Source organism: Mycobacterium sp. G7A2 (assembly GCF_041902445.1).
Lineage (GTDB): Bacteria > Actinomycetota > Actinomycetes > Mycobacteriales > Mycobacteriaceae > Mycobacterium.
On record NZ_CP169251.1, the window covers coordinates 3119030 to 3135587 of the forward strand.

Here is a 16558-nt window from a genome sequence, read left to right on the forward strand (position 1 = left end):
GGTACTTTGCCCGGGTGGAAATGTTCACCCCGACACTGGACTGGGGCAGCGAGCTGTGGACCTCGCTTCTGTGGATCGCCAAGGGGTGGGCGATCGCCGCGGTCGCCACCCTCGTCATCCTGGTACTGATCGTCCGTTTCACCACCTGGGGTCGGCAGTTCTGGCGGATCACCCGGGGCTACTTCACCGGCCCGGACAGTGTCGTGGTCTGGCTGTGGCTGGCCGGACTTCTGCTGATGGTCATCACCAGCGTGCGGCTCTCGGTGCTGTTCAGCTTCCAAGGCAACGACATGATGACCAGCTTCCAGGTCATCGCCGCGGGCCTGGGCTCCGACAACGAGGCGGTCCGGGAATCCGGCGCCGACGGATTCTGGCTCTCGATGACGGTGTTCGCCGTGCTCGCCGTGCTCAACGTCGCGCTCATCATGCTGGACCTGATCGCCACCCAGCGGTTCATGCTGCGATGGCGGACCTGGCTGACCGACCAGCTGACCGGCGACTGGCTCGACGGCAAGGCCTACTACCGCGCCCGGTTCATCGACGACACCATCGACAACCCGGATCAGCGCATCCAGATGGACATCGACATCTTCACCACCGGCGTCGGATCCCTGCCCAACACCCCGAACAACACGTCACAATCCACGCTGCTGTTCGGTGCGGTCTCCTCGATCGCGGCGATGATCTCGTTCACCACGATCCTGTGGAACCTCTCGGGTCCGGTGACCTTGCCGCTGGTCGGCGTCGAGTTGCCGCGCGCGATGTTCGTGATCGGCATCGTCTACATCGTGTTCGCCACCGTGGTGGCGTTCTGGATCGGCCGGCCGATCATCACGCTGGCGTTCCTCAACGAGAAGTTCAACGCCGCGTTCCGGTATGCCCTGGTGCGGCTGCGGGACGCCGCCGAGGCGGTGGCCTTCTACCGTGGCGAGCTCGCCGAACGCACCGGGCTACGCCGCCGCTTCGCGCCGATCGTCGACAACTACAAGCGCTACGTCAACCGGATGGCCAAATTCCTCGGCTGGAACCTCGGCATCACCCAGGCCCAGGAGCTCATCCCCTACATCGTGCAGTTCCCCCGCTTCTACAGCGGAGAGATCACCTTGGGGCAGCTGTCGCAGACCGCGAGCGCGTTCCGGGAGATCCTGTCCGGGCTGTCGTTCTTCCGCAACGCCTACGACAACTTTGCGGGCTACCGCGCGGCCATCATCCGCCTGCACGGCCTCGTCGTCGCCAACGAGGAAGGCCGCGAACTGCCGTCGCTGGGTTGCGAGGACTGCGACGGCGGCCGCGTCGAGATGAAGGGGGTCTCGGTGCGCACACCCGACGGGCGGGAGCTGGTCGAACCGCTCGACGTCACCCTGCACCCGGGCGACAGCCTGGTGATCACCGGACCCTCGGGCAGCGGCAAGACCACGCTGCTGCGCAGCCTGGCCCAGCTGTGGCCATTCTGCTCCGGGACGCTGCGGCGGCCCGGCGGCGAGGGCGCCACGATGTTCCTGTCGCAGCTGCCCTACGTGCCGCTCGGTGATCTCCGCACTGTCGTCGCCTATCCGAACAGCACCGACGACATCACCGACACGCAGCTGCGTGACGTGCTGACCACCGTCGCGCTGCCCCATCTGGTCGATCGGCTGGACGAGGTGCAGGACTGGGCCAAGGTGCTCTCTCCCGGCGAGCAGCAGCGCGTGGCGTTCGCGCGCATCCTGCTCACCCGGCCCGAAGCGGTGTTCCTCGACGAGTCGACCTCAGCGCTGGACGAGGGTCTGGAGTTGATGCTCTACCAGCTGGTGCGGGACCGGCTGCCGGACACCATCCTCGTCAGCGTCAGCCACCGCAGCACCGTCGAGCAGCACCACAGCCAGGAGCTGCAGCTGCTCGGTGACGGCCGCTGGCATCTGGGCGACGTCGGTGAAGAGCCGGTCCGCACCTAGTCTCTGGCTGCTTGCGCGGGCTGTGCTTCGGCGGCCTCGGTGGCCGACTCTCCCGCCCGCCGCGCTGCGTGCTCTCCCGCCCTCCGACCGAAGAACGAGCCTTCGCCCAGCTGCGTTCCACTCGCATAGCCCTTGCCGTCCTGGGCGATGTTCGACGCGCAGGCGCCCGCCGCGTACAGCCCGCGCACCGCGCTGCCGTCTTCGCGCAGCACCTCACCATCGACCGAGACCTTGAGGCCGCCCATCGTGAACCCGGAGTACATCGCCCGCCCGAGCGACAGATCGAACGCCGCCCACGGCCCGTGGTCCTGCGCCGCGAGATACTCCGGCTGCTTGTGGAAATCGGGGTCCTCGCCGGCCGCGGCATGGGTGTTGTAGCGCTCGAGCGTCGCGGCGAGGTTGTCCTCCGGGATGCCCAGAGCCTCTGCCATCTCGGCCACCGTCTCCCAGCCGTCGATGAACTTGATCAACGGCATCTCCGGCATCTGCATGTGTGCCTCGTCGACGATCAGATACGCGGTCTGGTCGGGTTGTTCGAGGACGAACGCCGAGGTGCGCGAGTGGTAGGAATCCTCGGCGACGAACCGCTTGCCCTCGGAGTTGACGATGACGCCGGTCAGCAGGATCTCGGGCGGATAGGCGGCCGCGGTGATGAACAACTGGTCCATGTTCGTTGCCACGCCCCCGGCCGAGACGCCCAGTTTGATGCCCAGCCCGTCGTCGTTCGGGTTACCCAGAATGTAGGGCGCGACCATCCCGTGGTGTTTGGTCTTGCGCTCCTGGCCCAGCGCGGGCGTGTACTCGGCGACCATGTCCGCGTTCATCGCGAAGCCGCCCGCGGCGATCACCACGGAATCGGCCTTGACATAACCGCTTTCGCCGAAGTGCTTCCAGCGCACGCCCACGATGGCGCCGTTGCCGTCGACGACGAGTGCGGTGGCACCGGTCTCGTAGCGCATCGTGACACCGAGCGACTCGGCGCGCTTGAGCAGCAGGTCGATGACCATGGCGGCGCCGCCGAGTTCACCCGGCACCGGAACCGAATGCCCGCGGGGAGCGGGCTCGGCCTGCTCGCAGAACGGCCACACCTTCTCGTTCCCGGTGTAGGACAGCCCCTCGGTACCGGGCGGGACGACGACCTTGCCCGGGTAGTAGCTGCGTTCGAACTGGAACCCGAGACCTTCGAGCCAGTCGAAGTGTTCGACGCTGCCGTCGCAGTACGCCCGGATCTTGTCGTGCTCGGGTTCCCGGGACTGGGTGACCAGGTACTTGTACATCTCGTCGGGCGTGTCGTCGTGGCCCGTGGCGCGCTGCACGGCGGTGCCGCCGCCGAGATAGAAGTGGCCGCCGGCCATCGATGTGGTGCCGCCGGCGTCGGCGCCCTTCTCCAAGACCAGAACTCGCGCGCCGGCTGCGGCGGCGCTGACGGCCGCGCAACCGCCGGCGATGCCGAAACCGAGCACGACGACGTCGGTCTCGTCGGACCAGTCGTCGACGTCGGCGACGGACACCGTCTCGGGGATGTGCTGCATGCTCAATTCTGCTCCTGGTTCACTTGGTCTTTCAGATGGCTGAAGTACGCGCGGATCTCCGGCGGCAGGTAGGCGATCTCCAGATAGGGAACCCCCGACTCCGGCGCGGACAGATAGGCGAAGCGCATACCTCCCGGCATCGTGCCGACCATGACCGCGGGAGCGCCCCGGTGCGCGGCCTCGTCGAGCGCGGCGGTGAACGCGTCGGCGTCGCCCACGTCCCGGCAGATGTGGTGCAGACCGGGGCCGCAGCGCTCGAGGAACTCGCTGTACACGCTGTCGCCCGAGGTGGGCGCGATCACCTCGAGTTGCATGTCGCCGGCGTAGCTGAGCGAGATGTCAGCCGAGCAGTCGGCGGGTTCTCCGCGATAGGTGCAGCCGTCCGGACCGAAGTGCACGCCGGGCATGCGGAACCATCTCGTGACGCCCAGCAGCGCGCTCAGCGTCGTCTCGGTGGCGGTCAGGTCGTTCGTCACCCAGGCGATCTGGACAGGTGTCTGGTCAAGCATCGGTTCGAGAATATCGCTCCCGCGCCACGCAAGCTAGAACGTGTTCTAATTCTGCGCCAGAAAATCGGCCATCAGCTCCATCTGCGTGTCGAAGACCGCAGCCGGATCGGAGAATGTGTCGGCGCCGTACTGGCCGAAGACTTCCAGGCTGATCGCGCCGATCAGCGTCGCCCACACGGTCAGGCACCTGGTGGCCGCCACATCGCCCGCGGGAAGGTCATACTCACTGCGCAACAGCGCCAGATCGCGGGAGAGTTGCGGGGCCACAACGCCTTCGGGGTCGGGAATATCTCCGTCGGCGATGCCGAGACTCACTACGGCGAACACCATGCCGACCACCCGGGTGCCCGGACCCACGGTCCTGTCGCGCGGTGCGTGGTAGCCGGGCACGGGGCTGCCGTAGAGCAGGGCCCAGCTCGCCGGCTGGCCCAGCGCCCACCGGCGCGCAGCGCGGCCGATCGCGGTCAGTTGCTCGCGCCACGTGCCGGTGTCGGGCCGGGCGCGCTCGACCGCGTCGGCCAGTTCGGTGTAGGCGTCGACGAGCAGCAGCGTCAGCAACTCATCGCGGCTGGCCACGTACCGGTACACCGCCGAGGACACCATCCCCAGCTCACGCGCGATCGCGCGCAGCGACAGTCCCGCTGCTCCCTCGCTGATCAGCTGGTCCCGGCCCAGTTCGACGATGCGACGTTCGATGCGGTCGCGGGACTCCTGACGTTTGCCCACGGGACCAGTCTGGCACAGAACGAGATCACCGCTCTTGCTTTGACCTCGTTCGCGTGTCACGCTTATTCGAGAGCAATGCTCTCGTTAATGGTCAGGGAAAGGATCGATCGATGACTCAGCGCTACGACGTACCCGGGGTGGGCGCACGGGTGTTCAACGCCGCCATCCGCCGGCTCGCCGAATCGGGGATCAGCATCCAGGGCAGCACTGCGCTGCGGGTGCGAGGCCGCGTCTCGGGGCGGTCGCACGCCGTGGTGGTCAATCTGCTGACTGCCGACGGGCGGGCCTATCTGGTCTCTCCGCGCGGGAACACCCAGTGGGCGCGCAACGTACGGGCCGCCGGCGAGGTCGAGCTGGGTCCGCCGCGACGTCCCGCGCGCCACACCGTCGTCGAGGTCGAAGACGAGGCCAAGCCCGAACTGCTGAGTCGTTATCTCCGCCGCTGGTATTGGCAGGTCAAAACCCATGTCGGCGGTCTGACGCCGACCTCGGGGCCGGCCGAGCTGGTGCGGGTCGCTCCGTCGATTCCGGTGTTCGAACTCCTGGACTGACTTCGTGCCGGGAAAGGTTCGGTGTCAGGGGATCGCCGGGGCCTGCAGCGTCGCCGAAGCCGCCGAGATGACGTCCTCTCGGGCCTGTTGGCTGGTCACCTGCCAGGACACTGCGGCGGGGAAGCTACCCCAGGTGCTGTTGAACATGCCGATCAACACCGTGCGCCCGTCCGGAGTCGGCGTGTAGACCGGACCGCCGGAATCGCCCTTCTGGCTCACCACGCCGTTGGCCATCGTGAACCACCCGTTGTTGACCGCCTGGACGGTGCCGCAGCTCTCCCCCGTCACCACCCCGAAATGGCAGACCGGCATCCCCGCCACGGGCACCACACCGGGATCGGTGACGAGCACCCGGCCGCCGGGCAGCACATTGTTGACCGCGACGTCGCTGGCCAGATGAACCACCAGCCAGTCCGTGATCTGGTGGTTGGTGTCGATCGTGGTGCCGTCGGGAGTGTTGTCCCGGAACGAGCCCTGGGTGCCGATGACATGGCCGCTCTGGTCGGTGACCAGCCCGGATGCGCGGCAATGGCCGGCGGTGAAGGCCACCCTGGTCTGCGGGTCGACGTAGCCGAGAGTGCAGCGCACCCGGTCCTGCCGAATCTCCATGCCCGGATACACCAGGACTCCGGGTTGGGCCTCGGCCGCAGGAGTGACCAGGGTCAGGGCCAGAACCGGAGCGATCAGCGCGAGGAGCAGGTGTCGCAGTCGTCGCGGTGACCACCGGGACACCGGAGAAGGTGTCCGCGCGGGTGTCTCGACAGGCGACCCAACAGGCATCTGAGTAGGCACTGCCCCCTCCGCTCTCCCCGTGAAGTGAGGTGTCGGCTACCGCCCCTCGAGTGGTATCAGGTTTGATACCCGAACGAGACTCTTTTGATGCAGACGGTATAACTGCCTCATCGCGGCCCGATAACGGGGCGTTACACGCCGCGCTCGGGGTGCGCGCCGCTCAGGAGTCGAAGCCCAGTCCGGCGGCGTCGAGGGCGCGCAGCAGCAGATTGCGCCGGCCCGCTGAGTGATCGGCGCGGTCCAGCGACCAGCGCGTTGCCTGGATACCGGCACTGGCCAGCGGCTCCGGCGGAAACGGCAACGGCTTCTTGCGCACCATCTCCAACCCGGTTCGCGCAGTTGTCGCCCCGTCGAGCAGGTCCAGGCAGACGTCGGCGGCGAACCGGGTGGCCGCGACCCCGAGTCCGGTGAAGCCGTTGACGTAGGCCACCCGACCTTCGCGCGCCAGACCCCAGTGCGCGCAGAAGCGGGTGTTGGTGTCGATCGGTCCGGCCCAGCGGTGGGTGAACGTCACGTCGGCGAGCTGAGGGAACGTGATGAAGAAGTGAGCGGCCAACCGGCGGTAGCTCTCGGTGCGGTCTTCGTACGACGAGTCGATGCGACGACCGAAGTGGTAGATCGCGTCGTAACCGCCCCACACGATCCTGTTGTCCGCGGTCAGTCGGTAGTAGTGGAACTGGTTGGCCGAATCGCCGACGCCCTGCCGGTTGCGCCAGCCGATGCGGTCGAGTTGCGCCTCCGACAGGGGCTCGGTCGCCAGCACGTAGTCGTAGACCGGCACCGTGTGGAAGCGGTTGCGGCGCAACAGGCTGGGAAAGACGTTGGTGGCCAGCACCACCTGACGGCAGGTGATGACCGGGCCGTCGGTGTGGACCCGCAGCGCCGCCCCGCCGGAGATGAGTTGCCGCGCGGTGGTGTGTTCGTGCACGTCCACGCCGGCCTCGACGCAGGCGCGGGCGAGTTCCAGCGCCAACTTCGCCGGGTCGACGATCGCGCACGTGTCCGGGCTGAAGAGGCCCGCCAGATAGGTGGGCGAGTCCACCTCGGCGCGGACCTGAGCCTGGTCGAGCGCCGTACCCCGGCCCTGCCCGGCCGCCTCGTCGAGCCACTCGATCTGGTGCGGTTCGGTGGCCACCGTGAGCATCCCGGTGCGCTGCCAGTCGACCTGCAGCCCGAGTTCGGCGATCTCGGCCTGCATGCCGTCGAGATTCTCCATCCCCATGTGCTCGAGGGCATCGATCTCGTTGGGCCAGCGGGACTTTCCGTTCTCGTAGCCGTGGGTGAGGCTGGCGTCGACGAATCCGCCGTTGCGCCCGGAGGCGGCCCAGCCGATCCGGTCGGCCTCGATGAGCACGATGCGGCGATCGGGGTGGCGGCGCGCCGCGTGCAGCGCGCTCCACAGGCCAGTGTATCCCCCGCCGACCACGAGCAGGTCACACGTCGTCGGACCGGCTGCCGGGGGATGCTCCGGACGGTCGGTGTCCAGCCACACCGACCCCAGTGTGGTTCCGGCCAGCGAACGGTCGATCAGGGCTGCGTCGACCTCGGCGTCGAACACCGTCTTCATGACCCGCACATTACGGCTTGACGTGGGCGGGCGTCGTCGTCTGGGCCGCGTGGGCGGGCTGCCAGCCCGGTGGCCCGAAGAGGTAACCGAGCCGGTCCCGCAACCCGGTCGCGGCGCGCACGTCACGGGCGATCGCCCGGTACTCGTGGGTCTGCAGCGTCCAGATGTTGAACGTGTCCACCGGCTTGGTCAGCCCGTAGTGCGGCCGGAACAGCTCGCGCTGGAACGTGCCGAAAAGACGGTCCCAGATGATCAGGATGCCGCCGTAGTTCTTGTCCAGGTACTCGGGATCCATGCCGTGATGCACGCGATGGTGCGACGGCGTGTTGAACACGAACTCGAACGGCGCCCACATCCTGCCGATGCGCTCGGTGTGGATCCAGAACTGATAGATCAGGCTCACCGAGAAACTGAAGAACACCATCCACGGTGGAACGCCCAACAGCGGCAACGGAATCCACATCAGGATCTCCCCGCTGTTGTTCCACTTCTGCCGCAGCGCGGTCGCGAAATTGAAGTAGCGGCTGGAATGGTGGGCCTGATGGGTGGCCCAGATCAGCCGCACCCGATGAGCGGTGCGGTGATAGGCGTAGAACAGCAGATCCACCCCGACGAGCGCGATCACCCAGGTGTACCACTGCCCTGCCGACAACTGCCACGGCGCCACATAGGCGTAGATCGCCGCATACCCGAGCAGCGCCAGGAGCTTCCAGGCGCCCATGGTGAACACCGAAACCAGGCCCATCGAGATGCTGGCCCACGAGTCCCGGGCCTGATGTGAGCCCGAACTCGGTCGGCCGGTCTCGTCGACCAGATGCTCCAGCTTGCGCGCGGCGCTCCACTCGATGATCAGCAGCAGCAGGAAGAACGGGATCGCGAACAACACCGGGTCGCGCATCGGCGGTGGCAGCACTTCGAGGAGATCCACGAGCGGAACCGCCTTCCTACCGGAAACTCAGCACGTCATCGCCCCACGCACGGCGCACGTCGGCGTCGAGGTCGTCGATCACGGTGTCGGTCTTGTCGATGACGAGGGTGGCCCGGCGGTCGGCGTCGTAGGGATGCCAGGCCGGTTCCCCGCCCAGGCCGTCGGGACGCCCGTGCCGCGCGAAACTCGTCCAGCGGGCACGCAACCTCTCGGAGACCTGCTGCCCGGTCTTGCGTCCACCCAGCGCGAATGTCGGGTCCTTGCGGCCGGAGCCGAGATTGCCCCACACGAACGGCAGCTCGGTGGCGTGCGCGGCGTGCAGGCGCACCAGCTTGAGGAACGGGGTGGCGAAGTCGAACCGGTAGAGGTAGACGGGCGCGACCGCGCGGTGCCCGTCGGCGAACCAGATCGAGGGCATCCGGAAGCCCAGGTCGCTGCTGAGACCCATGCCCTTGACCTTGCCGCGGCCGCGGTAGGTCCCATCCAGGTCGGCGGTGCTGGGCAACCGCACGTCCGGCTGTTCGGAGGCGATCTGGGCGAACATCGCCTTGACGCGTTCGGGTGTGACGGGCATCAACGGCGACTTCATGTACCGGAACAGCGCGGCCTCGTTCTTGTTGGTGCCGATGATCAGCGGCACCGGGTGTGTCATCCCCCGCCGTGCGGTGGCGACCGGGTAGTCCGGGACCACGTCGCCGTCCACGATCGGGGCGAACGCGAGAAGGCCCGGCGTGTTGACCGGCACCTCGTCGAACACCGTGCGTGACGCCTCCACGACAGCCTGGGTAGGTAACCCGTGCAGGCGGTCGAGATCACCCGTTCCGAGGTCGAGCACTTCGAGGAAGCGTGCGGCCACCCGCCGGGCGCGTTCGGTGTCATAGGACGACGTCGCCGGCGAGCTCTGCGCGATCGCCGCGCTGAACAGCCCGGCGGCCGCGGGGCTGCCCAGCAGCGTGGTGACCACCCCGCCGCCTGCGGACTCACCGAACAGCGTCACCCTGGCCGGGTCTCCGCCGAATGCGGCGATGTTGTCGCGCACCCACTCCAGGGCGGCGAGCACGTCGCGCAGGCCCAGGTTGGTGGCGAAGCGTTCGCTGTCGGCGCCCAGGGTGGGCAGCTCCAGGAAGCCGAACGCACCGAGCCGGTAGTTGACGGTCACCACGATCACGTCGCCGCCGGTGGCCAGCGCGGCGCCGTGGTACAGCGGCTGACTGGCAGAGCCGAGCACGTAGGCTCCGCCGTGCACCCACACCATCACCGGCTTGCCGTCGCCGGGCTGGGTGTCGGGCGGCGCCCAGACATTGAGCGACAGGAAGTCGTCGCCCTGGGGTGCGCCGAGGTCGATCGGGATCTTGGGGTCGGTGGGCTGGGGGCACACCGGGCCCACGCGCGACGCGTCGGCCGGTTCGGTCCACTTCTGCGGCGGCTGGGGTGCGCGCCACCGCAGTTCGCCGACCGGCGCGGCGGCGTAGCGCACGGCCTTCCAGGTCTTGACGATGCCGTTGTCGACCCCGCGGACCGGGCCGTGGGTGGTGTCGACCACCGGGCGGCCGTCGGCTGGGCGGCGGGTGGTGGCTTCCGCAGTCATCCCGAGCTCCTTCGATCGACGGTGCGGCAGCGCGGAGGCTGCCACGGCGGTACGTAACTGTACCAGCGTGCGGGCGCCTCCTCATTGTGGCTGTTCACGGCGTGTCCAGGGGTGTAAAGCCGGACGTTTTGCCGCGCCTGGCGGTCAACGCCCGGGCCAGCAGCACCAGCGCCACGCCGGCGATCGGCACGCTGAGCAGTCCCACCCGCAGGCTCGCCGTGTCGGCGACCACGCCGACGATCAACGGAGCACCCAGAAATCCGACGCGCATGAGCCAGGTCAGTACCGTCAGGCCTGTTCCGGCCCGCAGTCCCGGCAGCTCGTCGGCCGCGCGCATCGCCGCGGGCACCACAGTCGCGACGCCCAGGCCCGCCGCGGCGAAACCCGCGATGGTGCCCGGCACAGACGGGAACGCCAGTGCGGCACCCATCCCGGCGGCGGCCACCACCCCGCCGGCGCGGGTCACGGCGCGGTCGCCGAAGCGATCGACCAGCCGGTCGCCGAGCATCCGCCCGACGAACATGGACCCCACCAGTGCGACATAACCGAGCGCCGCCACCGAGCCCGGGGCGTCCAGGCTGTCGCGCAGATACAGCGTCGCCCACGAACTGCCGGCATCTTCGACGGTGGCGCCCGCGACGGCAATGCCGACCAGCGCCGCCAGCGTGACCCAGACCGCCGCAGGCACCGGGACGTCGGCGACCCGCCCGGCCGACGGGTGTTCGTCGTGGTCGGCGCCGGGCAGCAGGTGTGGATAGGCGATGATCACCAGGCCGCAGAACAACGTCGCCGCGCCGGCCAGATGCCCGCCGCGCGGAATGTGCAGCGCGATCGCCGCGGCCCCGGTCAACCCGCCCGCGATGGCTCCCACCGCCCACACCGCGTGCAGCGAGTTGATGATCGAGCGGCCGTAAAGTCGTTGCAGGCGAAGTCCGTTGACGTTCTGGGCGACGTCGGTCACCCCGTCGCTGGCCCCGGCGACGAACAAGGCGCCGGCGAACATCAACGGCGCGGGTGCCATCGCGGCGGCCACGATGAACCCGGCCAGAAGCATGGTCGTCACCAAGGCCACCCGCGCCGACCCGAACCGGCGGATCAGCACGGCCGCCGCCATGCCGGCCAGTAGTGCCCCGGCCGAGAAGGCCGCCACGGCCGCACCGAATCCGGCGTTCGACATCCCGAGATCCGATTTGATCTCGGGATAGCGCGGCAGCAGCGTGGCGAACAGCGCGCCGTTGCTGAAGAACAGGGCCGCCACGGCCAGCCGGGCCCGGCGGTGGCTCACCTCGCCGCCGATCGGCGGTTCGGTCGCCATGCCCGCGAGGTTACCGGCCGTCCCTGCGCGACGGCGGCCGCCCGGGTCCCTGGGCGGGGATGTTGGGCTCAGATGCGCAACTGCAGGCAAGATTGGCGGCATGGCAACCGAAGTGGCGGCGCAACCGCCCTCCTCGTTGATCGACCTCGCCCAGCGGTACGGGGTGGCGGCGGACTACGAGGACTGGACCGGCCGGCGGGTCAGTGCCGGCGCGACCACGCTGATCGCCGTCCTCGAGGCGCTGGGTGTGCCCGCCGCCACCGAGGAGGACCGGGCCGCCGCCCTGGCCAATCACGACCGGCAGTACTGGACGCGGTCGTTGCCGCCGTCGATCGTCGGGCGCCACGGCGTGACGACACCGTTCTGGGTGCACGTCACCCACGGTGATCCGGTCCGGCTGTGGATGCGCCTGGAGGACGGCAGCGTGCGCACCGGTCTGCGGCAGCTGGAGAACAACCGGCCGCCGTTCGACCTCGACGGTCGCTCGGTCGGCGAGGCCACCTTCGAACTGCCTGCGGATGTGCCGATCGGCTACCACCACCTGCACATGCAGATCGGTTCCACCGACATCAGCACGCCCGTCATCGTCACGCCCGCCAAGCTGGATGTGCCGGCCCGGCTCGGCGGTGGCCGCGCTTGGGGCCTGGCCGCCCAGCTGTACAGCGTCCGCTCCGAGAACTCCTGGGGCGTCGGCGATTTGACCGATCTCACCGACCTGGCCGTCTGGTCGGCCGCCCAGCACGGAGCCGGTTTCGTGCTGGTCAACCCGATGCACGCGGCCGCCCCGACCGCGCCCATGGAACCCTCGCCCTACCTTCCGACGTCGCGCCGGTTCGTCAACCCGATCTATCTGCGGGTGGAGGCGATTCCCGAGTACGCCTCACTGCGCCACCGGGGTCGGATCCGCAAAGCCCGGCATCAGGTGCAGTCCCGTGCCGCGCGCGCCGAGCAGATCGACCGCGACAGCGCCTGGAAGGCCAAGCGCGCGGCGTTGGAGAGCGTCTACCTCGTCGAGTTCTCGGCCGGCCGGGAGATCGCCTACGCCGCATTCCGGGCTCGGGAAGGCCGCAGTCTCGACGACTTCGCCACCTGGTGCGCCTTGGCAGAACATCACGGCGCGGACTGGCACGGGTGGCCTGCCGAGTTGCAGCACCCGCGCAGCGAGGCGGTGGCCCGCTTCGCCATCGAGCACGAGGCGGAGGTGGACTTCCACCGCTGGCTGCAGTTCGTCGTCGACGAGCAGTTCGGCGCCGCGCAGCACTCTGCCGTGCAGGCGGGGATGGCGCTGGGCATCATGGCCGACCTCGCCGTCGGCGTCGATCCCGACGGCGCCGACGCGTGGGCGCTGCAGGACGTGCTGGCGCTGGGGGTGACGGCGGGCGCCCCGCCCGACGAGTTCAATCAGCTCGGTCAGGACTGGTCGCAGCCGCCATGGCGGCCCGACCGGCTGGCCGAGTCGGCCTATGAGCCGTTCCGCGCGCTGGTTGCCGCGGTACTTCGACATGCGGGCGGGGTGCGCATCGACCACATCATCGGCTTGTTCCGGTTGTGGTGGATTCCGAAGGGTGCGCCGCCCACGGAGGGCACCTACGTGCGCTACGACCACGAGGCGATGATCGGCATCGTCGCGCTGGAGGCCTACCGCGCCAGTGCGGTGGTGGTGGGCGAGGACCTGGGCACCGTCGAACCCTGGGTGCGCGACTACCTGCGCGACCGCGGACTGTTCGGCACGTCGATCCTGTGGTTCGAGCAGGACGACGAGGGACGCCCGTTGCCTGCCGAGCGGTGGCGCGAGTACTGCCTGTCCGCGGTCACGACCCACGACCTGCCGCCGACGGCGGGGTATCTGGCCGGCGTACACGTGCGACTACGGGCCGAATTGGACCTGTTGACGCGCCCGGCCGAGGAGGAGCTCGCCAGTGACCGGGCCGCGCAGCAGGCCTGGATGGCCGAGTTGCGCCGGGTCGGTCTGCTCGGCGACGACCGTGACGAGGACGGCGCCCACGCTGCCGACCGTGACGGCGCGAACGACGGTGACGGCTTCGACGACGGTGACGGCTTCGACGACGGTGGCGGTCTCGACGATGGGGACGGTGCCGACGTCGACACGGTGGTGTTGGCCCTGCACCGCTACCTGGGCCGCACCCCGTCGCGGCTGCTGGCGCTGTCGCTCGCCGACGCCGTCGGTGAGGTGCGCACCCAGAATCAGCCCGGCACCACCGACGAGTACCCGAACTGGCGGGTTCCGCTGGGTGGCCCGCACGGACGTCAGGTGCTGCTCGAAGACGTGTTCACCGACGCCCGGGCGGCTGCGCTGTGCGAGGCGATGCGCAACTCGGTCGAGCCGCGCCGATAGCGGCCATCCGCAACCCGTTGCAGCCGCGCCGACCGCGCCCAGGAAACGCTGAGTCCGTCGTTGTTGCGCACAGCGCCCGGCGAAACTGCGCACCGGCGTCACGCTCGATGCTGTAACGCCGACGGCTTCTGCAGCGGTTTCACATTCGGCACGGCTGCGATATGTTCGCAGCGCACCACGAGGCGAGGAGAACTGCGTGAGGAAAGTCGCTGTGCTCGGCAGCGGGCTCGTCGTAGCCGGCACGGCCGCGCTGATGGGCGCCGGCGTGGCGCTGTCGCAGCCGTCGGTCGAGACCTCCCCCTACAACGTGGTCGGTGAGCAGTACGGACGCGCGCTGGCGATCCTGAAGAGCCAGGGCGTGAAGGCGTACTTCGGCGGTTCGACGGGCAGCGCGTTGCCGCAGTCCTCCTGCCTGGTCGATCACCAGAAGGTGACCAGCGGCGGCCGGATGCTGCTGAAGTTGGACTGCACCCAGGCCGCGGCCGACCAGATCGCCGCCATGGGACCCACGGGCGGCCCCCGCGTCGGGGCCAACGGTGTGACAACCGTCACGCCCACCCCGATGGTGCCGATCCCGGGCGCACCCGGTGCGGGCTCCCCGGTGGTCGCGGGTCCGCCGCCCGGCATGGGCGCGCCGATCGTCGCGAACACGTCGCCCCAACCCTGACAGCTATCCGGGACCCGCGGTCCCGGTAACCGGTCGCGCGGGTTCTAGACTGGCGGGAAGACCCTCGAGTTCACCACCGATGGAGTGCCCGCAATGTTGCGTCCGCGTCGTTTCCGCGATGAAGTCGATCCCGGCCCCGTTCAGATCCAGGCCCGCAAGGTCCAGTTCGATGTCGCAGACGCGCCGCTGCACTGGATTCCGGGGCATCCGGCGGCCTCGCACGTGGTCAGTGTTCTGAACCTGGTGCTCCCGGCCGGTGAGCGCTGGTTCGTCCAGACCTTCAACGAGGCGTTGCCGATGGTCAAGGACCCCAAACTGGCTGACGACATCCGCGGTTTCGTCGGGCAGGAGGCCACCCACGCCGACGTGCACGAGCAGGTGCTGCACTCGTTCATGGAAGCCCGTGGGGTGGACCCGGCGCCGATCGTCGCGCAGGTCGAACACCTCTTCAGGGAGGCGCTGGCACCGCCGTCGACGACCGATCCGACTCGTCGGCTCAACCATCTCAGCGACCGGTTGTGGCTGATCGCGGCGATCGAGCACTACACCGCCGTCATGGGGGATTTCGCGCTGAACTGCACCTGGGACGACTACGGGGCCGATCCCACGCTGGTCGACCTGTTCCGTTGGCACGGCAGTGAGGAGGTCGAGCACCGCAGCGTCGCCCACGATGTGGCGGTCTACTTCCACGACAGCTACTTCAGCCGCATCCGGGCGATGACGACGGCCGCGACGATGCTGGCGGTGTTCTTCCAGCGTGCCGCCTGGTATCTGATGCGCACCGACCCGAATGTCGACGCGAACTGGCTGACGTTCAACCGGATGCGGATGCGCGACTCGAAACTGGGCCTGCTCCCGCGTTACCGCTACCTGTTCGGCACGGCCACGCTGTCCTACTTCCGCCCCGGATACTCCCCCGAGGAGTTCGGCTCCACCGCCCAGGCGGTGGCGTACCTGGCCTCCTCCCCCGCGGCGCGCGCCGCGCACCTGTGATGAGGCTGTTCGACAACTACCGCAGGACACCGCCGAGCGCTTCCGGGCGAATCCGGCACGATGTCCCGCTCAGCGTCGCCGTCACAGCCGTCTCGGGGCTGCTGGCGGCGTCGTCGCGACGCCGGTTGGCGCCGCCGTCCGGGACGGCACGCACGCTGGCGTTGACGGTGGCGCGGCGCCGAGTGGTCGCCCACGACCAGGACGTGGTCGAGTTGACGCTGGTCCCGGCCGACGGCTCGGCCGTGCCGCGCTGGTATCCCGGCGCCCACCTGGATGTGGTGCTGCCCAGCGGGTTGGTCCGCCAGTACTCGCTGTGCGGCAGCCCGGCGGCTGTCGACCACTACCGGATCGCGGTGCGCCGCATCCCCGACGGCGGTGGCGGGTCCCTCGAGGTGCATGAGCTGCCGGAAGGCGCGACGGTTCGCACCCACGGCCCGCGTAATGCCTTTCCGCTCACGGTGCCCGGCTTCGGGTCGCCCGCGCGGGCGTTTCGCTTCATCGCCGGCGGCATCGGCATCACTCCCATCCTGCCGATGCTCGGCGCGGCCGATGCGCTGGGCATCGACTGGTCGATGGTCTACACAGGCCGCAGCCGTGCCGCGTTGCCGTTCCTCGACGAGGTCGGCGCATTCGGGGCCGCAGTCGAGATCCGCACGGACGACGAGCACGGCCTGCCCACCGCCGCTGAACTGCTCGGCGACTGCCCTCCCGGCACGGCGGTGTACGCGTGCGGGCCCGCACCGATGTTGACCGCGATCCGCGGGGCACTGGTCGGCCGCGCGGACGTCGAGCTGCACTTCGAACGTTTCGCCGCCCCGCCCGTCGTCGACGGCACGCCCTTCGAGGTCACCGTCGCCGGCACCGGAGAGGTCGTTGCCGTCGGAGCAGAGGAGACGCTGCTGTCGGCGCTGCGCAGGGCCGGGGTGAACGCCCCGTACTCCTGTCAGCAGGGGTTCTGCGGCACATGCCGCACCGGGGTGATCGCCGGCGAGGTCGACCACCGGGACACGCTGTTGACCGACCCGGAACGTGCCGCCGGCACGATGCTGATCTGCGTGTCCCGGGCGGCGGGCGCACGCGGGCTGACGCTCGACCTCTAG

General features: G+C 69.1%; 14 protein-coding genes. 6 read left to right on the plus strand and 8 right to left on the minus strand.

Annotation, left to right across the window (positions count from 1 at the left end; translation table 11 throughout):
- The first annotated feature begins 20 nt into the window (after nucleotides 1-20).
- Nucleotides 21-1934: an ABC transporter ATP-binding protein/permease gene (locus tag ACEWX3_RS14890; RefSeq protein ID WP_207068737.1), complete on the plus strand. Its 1914-nt coding sequence runs from the start codon at nucleotides 21-23 to the stop codon at nucleotides 1932-1934.
- Here ACEWX3_RS14890 and ACEWX3_RS14895 read toward each other — a convergent pair.
- From ACEWX3_RS14895 to ACEWX3_RS14905, 3 genes are read right to left on the minus strand one after another with little or no spacing between them, the layout of a single operon-like run.
- A complete protein-coding gene (locus ACEWX3_RS14895; protein ID WP_374156959.1) occupies nucleotides 1931-3466 on the minus strand; it encodes an FAD-binding protein in 1536 nt (511 codons plus the stop codon). The two genes, ACEWX3_RS14890 and ACEWX3_RS14895, sit on opposite strands and share 4 nt — an antisense overlap.
- 2 nt (nucleotides 3467-3468) lie before the next feature.
- A complete protein-coding gene (locus ACEWX3_RS14900) occupies nucleotides 3469-3975 on the minus strand; it encodes a VOC family protein (RefSeq protein WP_207067069.1) in 507 nt (168 codons plus the stop codon).
- Between the two features lie 45 nt (nucleotides 3976-4020).
- Nucleotides 4021-4701 carry a TetR/AcrR family transcriptional regulator gene (locus tag ACEWX3_RS14905; RefSeq protein WP_374156960.1) on the minus strand — a complete coding sequence of 227 codons (681 nt, stop codon included), beginning with the start codon at nucleotides 4699-4701 and terminating at the stop codon, nucleotides 4021-4023.
- Nucleotides 4702-4811: 110 nt separating this feature from the next.
- Here ACEWX3_RS14905 and ACEWX3_RS14910 point away from each other — a divergent pair, with 110 nt between their 5' ends.
- A complete protein-coding gene (locus tag ACEWX3_RS14910; protein ID WP_374156961.1) occupies nucleotides 4812-5252 on the plus strand; it encodes a nitroreductase/quinone reductase family protein in 441 nt (146 codons plus the stop codon).
- 24 nt (nucleotides 5253-5276) lie between these two features.
- Here the strand turns inward: ACEWX3_RS14910 and ACEWX3_RS14915 are convergent, their stop codons facing one another.
- The 5 genes from ACEWX3_RS14915 to ACEWX3_RS14935 all read right to left on the minus strand — a co-directional run bounded on the left by ACEWX3_RS14915 (nucleotide 5277) and on the right by ACEWX3_RS14935 (nucleotide 11442).
- Nucleotides 5277-6032 carry a hypothetical protein gene (locus ACEWX3_RS14915; RefSeq protein WP_374156962.1) on the minus strand — a complete coding sequence of 252 codons (756 nt, stop codon included), beginning with the start codon at nucleotides 6030-6032 and terminating at the stop codon, nucleotides 5277-5279.
- A 172-nt stretch (nucleotides 6033-6204) separates the two neighbouring features.
- The gene (locus ACEWX3_RS14920) at nucleotides 6205-7611 is read right to left on the minus strand and encodes an NAD(P)/FAD-dependent oxidoreductase (RefSeq protein WP_374156963.1); all 1407 of its coding nucleotides are present in this window, start codon (nucleotides 7609-7611) and stop codon (nucleotides 6205-6207) included.
- Nucleotides 7612-7621: 10 nt separating this feature from the next.
- Nucleotides 7622-8509 (minus strand): sterol desaturase family protein, encoded by an 888-nt coding sequence (locus ACEWX3_RS14925; protein ID WP_374159862.1) that lies wholly within the window; start codon nucleotides 8507-8509, stop codon nucleotides 7622-7624.
- A 46-nt stretch (nucleotides 8510-8555) separates the two neighbouring features.
- Nucleotides 8556-10127: a carboxylesterase/lipase family protein gene (locus tag ACEWX3_RS14930; protein ID WP_374156964.1), complete on the minus strand. Its 1572-nt coding sequence runs from the start codon at nucleotides 10125-10127 to the stop codon at nucleotides 8556-8558.
- Nucleotides 10128-10221: 94 nt separating this feature from the next.
- Nucleotides 10222-11442: an MFS transporter gene (locus tag ACEWX3_RS14935; protein ID WP_374156965.1), complete on the minus strand. Its 1221-nt coding sequence runs from the start codon at nucleotides 11440-11442 to the stop codon at nucleotides 10222-10224.
- A gap of 100 nt (nucleotides 11443-11542) precedes the next feature.
- Between ACEWX3_RS14935 and malQ the strand changes: the two genes are divergently transcribed.
- The 4 genes from malQ (at nucleotide 11543) to ACEWX3_RS14955 (ending at nucleotide 16558) form a co-directional block, all read left to right on the plus strand.
- Nucleotides 11543-13798 (plus strand): 4-alpha-glucanotransferase, encoded by a 2256-nt coding sequence (gene malQ, locus ACEWX3_RS14940; RefSeq protein ID WP_374156966.1) that lies wholly within the window; start codon nucleotides 11543-11545, stop codon nucleotides 13796-13798.
- 196 nt (nucleotides 13799-13994) lie between these two features.
- Nucleotides 13995-14465 (plus strand): hypothetical protein, encoded by a 471-nt coding sequence (locus ACEWX3_RS14945; RefSeq protein WP_152517271.1) that lies wholly within the window; start codon nucleotides 13995-13997, stop codon nucleotides 14463-14465.
- 93 nt (nucleotides 14466-14558) lie between these two features.
- Entirely contained in the window at nucleotides 14559-15458 is a 900-nt protein-coding gene (locus ACEWX3_RS14950) for a metal-dependent hydrolase (RefSeq protein ID WP_207067076.1), read from the plus strand.
- A complete protein-coding gene (locus tag ACEWX3_RS14955; protein ID WP_207067077.1) occupies nucleotides 15458-16558 on the plus strand; it encodes a PDR/VanB family oxidoreductase in 1101 nt (366 codons plus the stop codon). The genes ACEWX3_RS14950 and ACEWX3_RS14955 overlap by 1 nt, the downstream gene beginning before the upstream one ends.

What these genes read in the sequence shown, in the direction of transcription:
- ACEWX3_RS14895 (WP_374156959.1), bottom strand. Translation starts at nt 3,466, where the DNA reads ATGCAGCACATCCCCGAGACGGTGTCCGTCGCCGACGTCGACGACTGG.
- ACEWX3_RS14950 (WP_207067076.1), top strand. Translation starts at nt 14,559, where the DNA reads ATGTTGCGTCCGCGTCGTTTCCGCGATGAAGTCGATCCCGGCCCCGTT.
- ACEWX3_RS14925 (WP_374159862.1), bottom strand. Translation starts at nt 8,509, where the DNA reads ATGCGCGACCCGGTGTTGTTCGCGATCCCGTTCTTCCTGCTGCTGCTG.
- ACEWX3_RS14915 (WP_374156962.1), bottom strand. Translation starts at nt 6,032, where the DNA reads ATGCCTGTTGGGTCGCCTGTCGAGACACCCGCGCGGACACCTTCTCCG.
- ACEWX3_RS14930 (WP_374156964.1), bottom strand. Translation starts at nt 10,127, where the DNA reads ATGACTGCGGAAGCCACCACCCGCCGCCCAGCCGACGGCCGCCCGGTG.
- ACEWX3_RS14920 (WP_374156963.1), bottom strand. Translation starts at nt 7,611, where the DNA reads ATGAAGACGGTGTTCGACGCCGAGGTCGACGCAGCCCTGATCGACCGT.
- ACEWX3_RS14910 (WP_374156961.1), top strand. Translation starts at nt 4,812, where the DNA reads ATGACTCAGCGCTACGACGTACCCGGGGTGGGCGCACGGGTGTTCAAC.
- ACEWX3_RS14890 (WP_207068737.1), top strand. Translation starts at nt 21, where the DNA reads ATGTTCACCCCGACACTGGACTGGGGCAGCGAGCTGTGGACCTCGCTT.
- malQ (WP_374156966.1), top strand. Translation starts at nt 11,543, where the DNA reads ATGGCAACCGAAGTGGCGGCGCAACCGCCCTCCTCGTTGATCGACCTC.
- ACEWX3_RS14900 (WP_207067069.1), bottom strand. Translation starts at nt 3,975, where the DNA reads ATGCTTGACCAGACACCTGTCCAGATCGCCTGGGTGACGAACGACCTG.
- ACEWX3_RS14935 (WP_374156965.1), bottom strand. Translation starts at nt 11,442, where the DNA reads ATGGCGACCGAACCGCCGATCGGCGGCGAGGTGAGCCACCGCCGGGCC.
- ACEWX3_RS14955 (WP_207067077.1), top strand. Translation starts at nt 15,458, where the DNA reads ATGAGGCTGTTCGACAACTACCGCAGGACACCGCCGAGCGCTTCCGGG.